The 6404-nt window shown below is 40.2% G+C and carries 5 protein-coding genes; 1 reads left to right on the forward strand and 4 read right to left on the reverse strand.

The window, feature by feature from the left end:
* Window positions 1-222 precede the first annotated feature (222 nt).
* The 4 genes from Q0954_RS15430 to Q0954_RS15445 form a co-directional block, all read right to left on the reverse strand.
* Window positions 223-1302: an AAA family ATPase gene (locus Q0954_RS15430; RefSeq protein ID WP_299458355.1), complete on the reverse strand. Its 1080-nt coding sequence runs from the start codon at window positions 1300-1302 to the stop codon at window positions 223-225.
* An 85-nt stretch (window positions 1303-1387) separates the two neighbouring features.
* A complete protein-coding gene (locus Q0954_RS15435; protein WP_299458357.1) occupies window positions 1388-1837 on the reverse strand; it encodes a helix-turn-helix transcriptional regulator in 450 nt (149 codons plus the stop codon).
* Between the two features lie 48 nt (window positions 1838-1885).
* Complete coding sequence (locus tag Q0954_RS15440) at window positions 1886-2281, reverse strand: hypothetical protein (RefSeq protein ID WP_299458360.1); 396 nt, start codon at window positions 2279-2281, stop codon at window positions 1886-1888.
* A 111-nt stretch (window positions 2282-2392) separates the two neighbouring features.
* Window positions 2393-4639 (reverse strand): AAA family ATPase, encoded by a 2247-nt coding sequence (locus tag Q0954_RS15445; RefSeq protein WP_299458362.1) that lies wholly within the window; start codon window positions 4637-4639, stop codon window positions 2393-2395.
* 372 nt (window positions 4640-5011) lie between these two features.
* Between Q0954_RS15445 and Q0954_RS15450 the strand changes: the two genes are divergently transcribed.
* On the forward strand, window positions 5012-6265 hold the full coding sequence (locus Q0954_RS15450; protein ID WP_299458364.1) for a hypothetical protein: 1254 nt from the start codon (window positions 5012-5014) through the stop codon (window positions 6263-6265).
* Window positions 6266-6404 lie beyond the last annotated feature (139 nt).

The following is a 6404-nucleotide window of genomic DNA, read 5'->3' on the forward strand; positions in this document are numbered from 1 at the left end:
CTTTCAGATAACCGAATCATTGGTTTTATTTAATTTGCCCGCAGAGTAATTTTATGAGCACTGCAATCTGTTATAATCAGAAATATTCAAGGTCTGTCCTGCCTTTCTCGCTTACTGATATCAAGGGGCTTATACATGCCAATGCTGCCAAAAAACTTAAGAGTACAAATAGCCAGTTATGAAATATTCTACGCCGAAGAGTTTTCATTTTCTACACAATGCCTAAAACCCAATCTTTCTCTTTTTATTGGCATCGCCATAGCCTCGTTCTTCGTGGCTAAATATTTCGGCAAGGGTCATTTCTTTTGCCTTGGCATCTGCCCCCAAGTTGCCCATCAACACCGCTGCTTTTTCACCTTTCAAAGGTTTAAAATCATAATAAGCAATCATTCGCCCTTTGCGTAATAACGCTTTGTCTATTTTCTCAATGCTAGTGTTAAAGGTACAGATAATTTTGATGTTAAGGTAATCGCTAAAAAGTCCATCGGTGAGTTGTAAAATAGTAGAGACGACCGAATTGGCGTTGGATTGTTCACGGGTAATAATTACTTTTTCGGCGTCTTCGATGATAAGCACTGCGTTTTTGTGGTTGAGCAAAAACGACACAAAGTCGGGACGAAGCAATTCATTGACAAACTCGTTTTGGATAAAAATAAACGCTTGTCCTGGGTGCTTAGAGATCAAGCCTTTGATGTAGGAGGTTTTGCCTGTGCCAGGGTCACCATGGAGCAATATCAACCCAGCTCGATCAGTGGTCAAAGATTCCATAATGGTTTCGTGTACTTCTTGAAAATCGTCGTTGTAAAGTTCGCCAATGTTGAGGTCAAAATCTTTGGTTTTTACATCTTCGGTAAAGAAAGAATTGCCATCTTTTGACAACACCTTAAACACAGGTCCTCGCTCTTCGCCAAATTCGGTTCTAATGGCGTGATTGGTAGCAGTGATCCACTCTTCTACGTGGCGGTTGGCAGCCTCATACAAAAAATCTACTGCCAGACGGTCACCGTCTAAGTCAACCGATACCAGCAGTTTTTCTTGCTTGCTTTTGAACAAGTGTTGATAAATAAAATCTTTAGAGAAGTCGGCATTTTTGGCGTCTTCGGTATTCCAGTTTTTAAAAATCACCTCAAGGTTAAATTTTTCGGTATCAATCAACCGAAGTACCTGTTCCATGTGTTCTTTGGTTTCTTTCATGGGTAACCTTAACGCAAGTACCGAAGGCAACGTATCGAAACACACTGTAAAGTAAGCGTGTTTGTTAAAATCTTTGTACGAATCGTAGGCGTCTATTAATGTGGGCATTTTTTCAATTAATTTTTTTGTCAAATACATAAGCCCAGTTCATGGCAAAATGAATTGGGCTTACTTTTTAATGATTATAATAATTTTAACTCGCTTTTGCTTCTGGCTTATCGTTCACTTGAATTTTGTATTTTCTAGTCAAAGTTTGCATCATATTTTGCATAACATTCACAAGTTCATTGATCATCTCTGGCGGCAAGTTATGAGCAATTTCAGGAGTCAATTTAAAAGATACTGAAGGAACTGGCGGCTCGATGTCTAAGAGTTGAACATCAAGTACCCTTTCTAAGTCAATCAAGGTATCTACCGTAAAATTGTGGGTTCCGCTCAACCAACGCGTAACCATCGAGGCGTTAGACTGTCCCATTGCTTTCATTAAGTCTTTTTTCTTCCAACCTTTGGCTTTTAGCCCCTCATCTAGCTTGGCAGCCAACTGCATTTTTCTTGTAATCTTTGTTTCTTCTTCAGGAGAGACTGAATCTAATAAATCATCAATCAACTCACTTTTATGTACTTTAGCTTGTTTCTTCATCATCTTCAAAGTTTAAGTCTCCGTAGAAATCAAAACCATCATTTATGTACTCTATATCTTAATCCTTTCTGTGATTTGTTTTGATAACCAACGTAAAAAATAATTTTCTTTTTTCAACTTTTCATCTTCTTGTAGTGCTTGCACATTTTTAGGTCCTCCACCGCCTAATATCACAATTTGTGAAGCATATCTGATACAATATAAGCGCAGTTTTTTATCAGGGTTATCATACAATGCACACACTCCATCACCAGGACTTCCTTCTTTGGTCTTAAAAAGGTTTTCTCTTGCTCCTCCCCTGCTACTACCAATGTATTTTAAACGAGCGAGTATATCTTTAATTTCACTTAAGTATATAGTCTTATTTTCTTCAATAAACTTTTCAAATAATGTTTTTCCTTCATCCTCAATCAGAACAGTGTATATAGATGCTTCTTCACCACTCAATTTATCAAGTTTAACCAGTTAATATTTCATTTTACCTATTTTTTAACTTCTGCAAAAATACACTTATAAGTATATTTTATCAAATATTATCCAACTTAATCATGTTGCCACTCAGTACCTTAAACTCACCTCCTTGCCGTCATAATCTACTGTAATAGTGCGGTTGGCAAAGGTGGGATTTTGGATAAACAAATGCCCCAAGGGAGCAATAATGAGGCGCTCTATTTCACGCTGTAGGGGGCGGGCACCGTATTTGGGATCAAAGCCCTCTTCGCCAATGTGTTCTATCAGATTTTTGGTAAACTGTAGGTTGATATTACGCTGCTTGAGTCCATCACGTTTTTGAATCTCGTCCAACTCTTTGCGGGTAATCGACAAAATGGTTTCTTTCTCTAGTGGGTTGAACACCAAAATGGCATCTACCCTATTATAAAACTCCGGACGGAAAAACGCCTTTACATTCGACTCAAAATCGTGCCCTTGGTAGCTTCTAAAACCTAGAGAACTACGGGTAGTGGCGCCCAGGTTAGAGGTCATAATAATAATGGTGTTGCGGAAGTCAGTCAGACGCCCAGCGGCATCGAGCAAAATGCCCTCGTCGAGCACCGTAAGTAAGGCATCAAATATCAATGGGTTGGCTTTTTCTATCTCATCGAGCAACAACACCGAAAAGGGTTTTTGCCTCACGTGTTGAATGAGCTTGCCTTGAGAACCAATTAAACGGTAGATTTGCGAAGGGTGCTGAAACTCACTCATATCTAGCCTAATGAGTGGTTCATAGGCTTGTCCTTTGCCAAAAAAGTAAGACGAAATGGCTTTTACTGTAGCGGTTTTTCCTACCCCAGTAGGTCCCGCAAAAATCATCGTTGCCACGGGTTTGTTGGGGTCGTTGAGCCCGGCTTTAAACACCTTGATAATGTCACTCACCTTGTCTACCACGTGGTCTTGCCCTTTTATTTTCTCCTTAAAAAAATCTTTCAACTCTACCTCGTTCAAGAACAAGTCGTCGCGCAACAGAAAATCGGGGATACCGCTTTGGCGAGTAAAGTTGTCTATGATTTGGGGCAAGTCTATGGTCAGCTCTTTGTCTTGCATGGCTTTGTTGGCGCAAGTCATCAGAAATCGAATGGCTTTGCCCGGAAAACTCTCATATTTGATAAAACGATCGAGCAGTACATACGCCATTTCCTGGGCTTTGGGGGTAAACGCTACGCTGTAGCGTTTGTTAATGTATTGGTTGAAATACTCGAATAGCTTCAGGGTAGTTTGGGTGTCCATCTCGTCTATCTTCAGTATGCGAAAATGCTCGATAAACCCAGGAATCATGCGACGCATTACTTCTAGCTCTTCGGGGGTTACTTCGCTCACAATGCGTAGCTTGCCTCGACGGATAAACGAGGTGAGAAATGCCGCTACTGAGTCTTCGGGCCCTTCGCCCCCAGTGAGGGCAAGCATCACAAAACTCTCCAGCCACAAAATACCACGGGCACCCTCCAGTTGATATACCATGTCTTCGCATATCAGTTGCCACTCGCCCAGGTACTTTGCCTTAGAGGTAATGCGGCTGGGTGTAGTACGCCAAAAAGAATTACGCTCAAAAAAATCTTTAGACTTTTGCTGGCTGGTAACCTTGCGGATGGCTTCATGAATGACCGCGCTCTTACCTACCCCACTTTTGCCTACCAATAACACATTGGTTTTTTCGGCAATCATAATATTGATAAGGTGGTCTATAGTTTCGCCCCGCTCCCAGGCAGCATCGGGGGTGCCTTTACGGTTTTCTTTGCGCGAGTAGGGCAACTTTTCGGCAATGCCATTGAGCAGTTTAAACTGTTTGTAGTCTCCACTTTGTGACTTTTCTTTTTTGCGTTTAGGTATTTTTACCTTTACTTGTTCCAGCCAGGGGGTAGCAGGTATGAGCAAGTTATAAATATCGTCGGGAGTAAGGGCATGAAAAGTATCGCGAGAGAAGTGTTCTACCAGGCGATCGAGGTCCTTTTCATTATAAAAATAAAAATTTTTGTGTAGCAAGGGTAAAAAACACTCATAATAACCCGATTCGTTGCTGCCGTATACAGCATCTATTTTTACCTCCAGGGTTTCTTTTACTGGGTAAATACGGTCACTCTCCTGGTAGTGAGGCCTTATGTCCATAGAGATGGTTTTGATGCGGGTATTACCAATTTCGGGCTCATAAAACCAACTGTCTTTCATTTGTTTTTCTATGTATTCAGAAAACGATGCCTTGAGACTTTTTACATCGTCAGCCACTACTTGTTGGCTGTAGCCCAATAATTGCCCAAAAATGGCGCCGCTGGTAAGTTGCCAGCAAACCAGTGGATATTCTAAGATTTTCATAAGTGTTCAGGTTGGTGTTTTTATATTTGATCAGAAAGGCAAGATAATATTTTATTATGAAATGGTTATATTGCTCTATTGTTTTATGGCTTTACCGCTCACAAAACAACACTGAAAACCAATAACTATGATCTACGGCTACATCACTGTTGTGGCTATTGATTTATTCAACAAAAGTTTTTTGTTATCTATAAGTTTCATGCGTGTGTTTTTGTTCTTCGGCTTTGCTACAAAATTTGTAAGAAAAACCAAAAATACGCCTAACATTGACCTGCTTCGCAGAAAATCGTTCTTTGTAAAAGACAACCATAACAAAGGCAACCCCTTGCTATTCAAGCCCGTATAAAATACTACCAACTAATAAGTGATCAAATGAAAAAGTCAAGCAGAGAACAAATCGCTGCCCAACTATGGGCAATATTTAACCCCAGTGAAGAAGAGTTATTTTGGAGCAAGTATGAGCTTGTGCTCCAGGGCAAGGCAATCAACCTGCCCCCACAAGAAAAACTCACCCCTCCCCCAACAACTACGCCTGTGCCCAATGCGCTGCCTCAAGCACCACGGCTTTACTCACATAGTTATCATAACATAAGAAATACCCTCGCTATCTTTATTGTTATATTTTTGGTGGTATCAGTAATAACCATTGTTAACTTCTATAATTTACCCCTTTATTTAAGAATAAGTGCCCCGATAGGTGCCTTGCTTTTGCCTTTGTTTTTGGGCAAAATATACAGATACAAAGCCGATAAAACGGGTTTAATCATCAACAATGTTTTTACCCCCAATAAGCAGAAGTTCTTGTGGAATGAACTTGAATCGGTAGAAATACGGGCAGAAAAAGCATTTACAGAAAACCGCCACCAGTTTCGTTATAACTTTCAGTTGATTATCAAAAGTAAGCAGGTAAATAAATACTTTTTGCTCTACTTTCCATTAAAAATAAGCGGCACCCAGGTCGACGAATACCGTTACCCTTTGCAAAACGAACAAGTACAATATTTTGCCAGTACTTTGCAACAAAAAATCAGTGACAAACTCACTTTGCCCAAGCAAGAAGTCCTAAAAACTTATGGTACCTCTGTGCCCAATCAGGCAATAGCCAGCTTTGAAAAAGTTCCTTTTCTTATTTTCTTAATCCCTAACCTTAGAATGCTTGGGCAACGTCTTGTTTACCTGATGAGCCTGTGGTTGCCTTGGTTTTTGTGTGGTACTAAACTCGCTTTGATGCTCTCAGTACTGGTATTCCTGTTTTTCACGTTCACCCTCCAGTTTTCTCGTTTAGAAAGCCGGGATAATGCCCTTGTAATAAAAAAAATCAGCACCTTTACAGATCGTCATTTTAGCTGGGGCAACATCCAGTCTATTAAACTCAAAGCAAAGAAACAAATGACAGGTGCTAAGCAAACAGTTGAATACAACTACAGCTTAGTGATAAAAGCTCACCATGTGCATACCGTATTTTTTTATGTTTTTTATTTACGAACAAATACCCGCCAAGTCAAAGATTTTGAATACCCCCTCAGCAAAAAAGGGGCAAAATGGTTATGTAATGACTCGCCGATACAATTAAGGGATAAGTTGAACTTACCTACTCCCAAGGCATTGCAGGTGCTGAATGGCTAGTACCTTAAACATTAAGTAAATACGCTATTATTTGGGATGAGTTTTGTTTTCTGACGAACTTCAAAATCGCGCATAGCCTTAGCTACGCAAGTTTTTTTAAGTAAAGTCAGTGGGCAAAAATCGCCGAAATAATGGGTTA

Origin of the sequence: uncultured Microscilla sp. (assembly GCF_947493425.1) — a bacterium.
In the GTDB taxonomy this organism is placed as follows: domain Bacteria; phylum Bacteroidota; class Bacteroidia; order Cytophagales; family Microscillaceae; genus Microscilla.

Coding starts and splice junctions, on each gene's coding strand:
- Q0954_RS15430 (WP_299458355.1), bottom strand. CDS start 1,302: ATGCCCACATTAATAGACGCCTACGATTCGTACAAAGATTTTAACAAA.
- Q0954_RS15435 (WP_299458357.1), bottom strand. CDS start 1,837: ATGATGAAGAAACAAGCTAAAGTACATAAAAGTGAGTTGATTGATGAT.
- Q0954_RS15445 (WP_299458362.1), bottom strand. CDS start 4,639: ATGAAAATCTTAGAATATCCACTGGTTTGCTGGCAACTTACCAGCGGC.
- Q0954_RS15450 (WP_299458364.1), top strand. CDS start 5,012: ATGAAAAAGTCAAGCAGAGAACAAATCGCTGCCCAACTATGGGCAATA.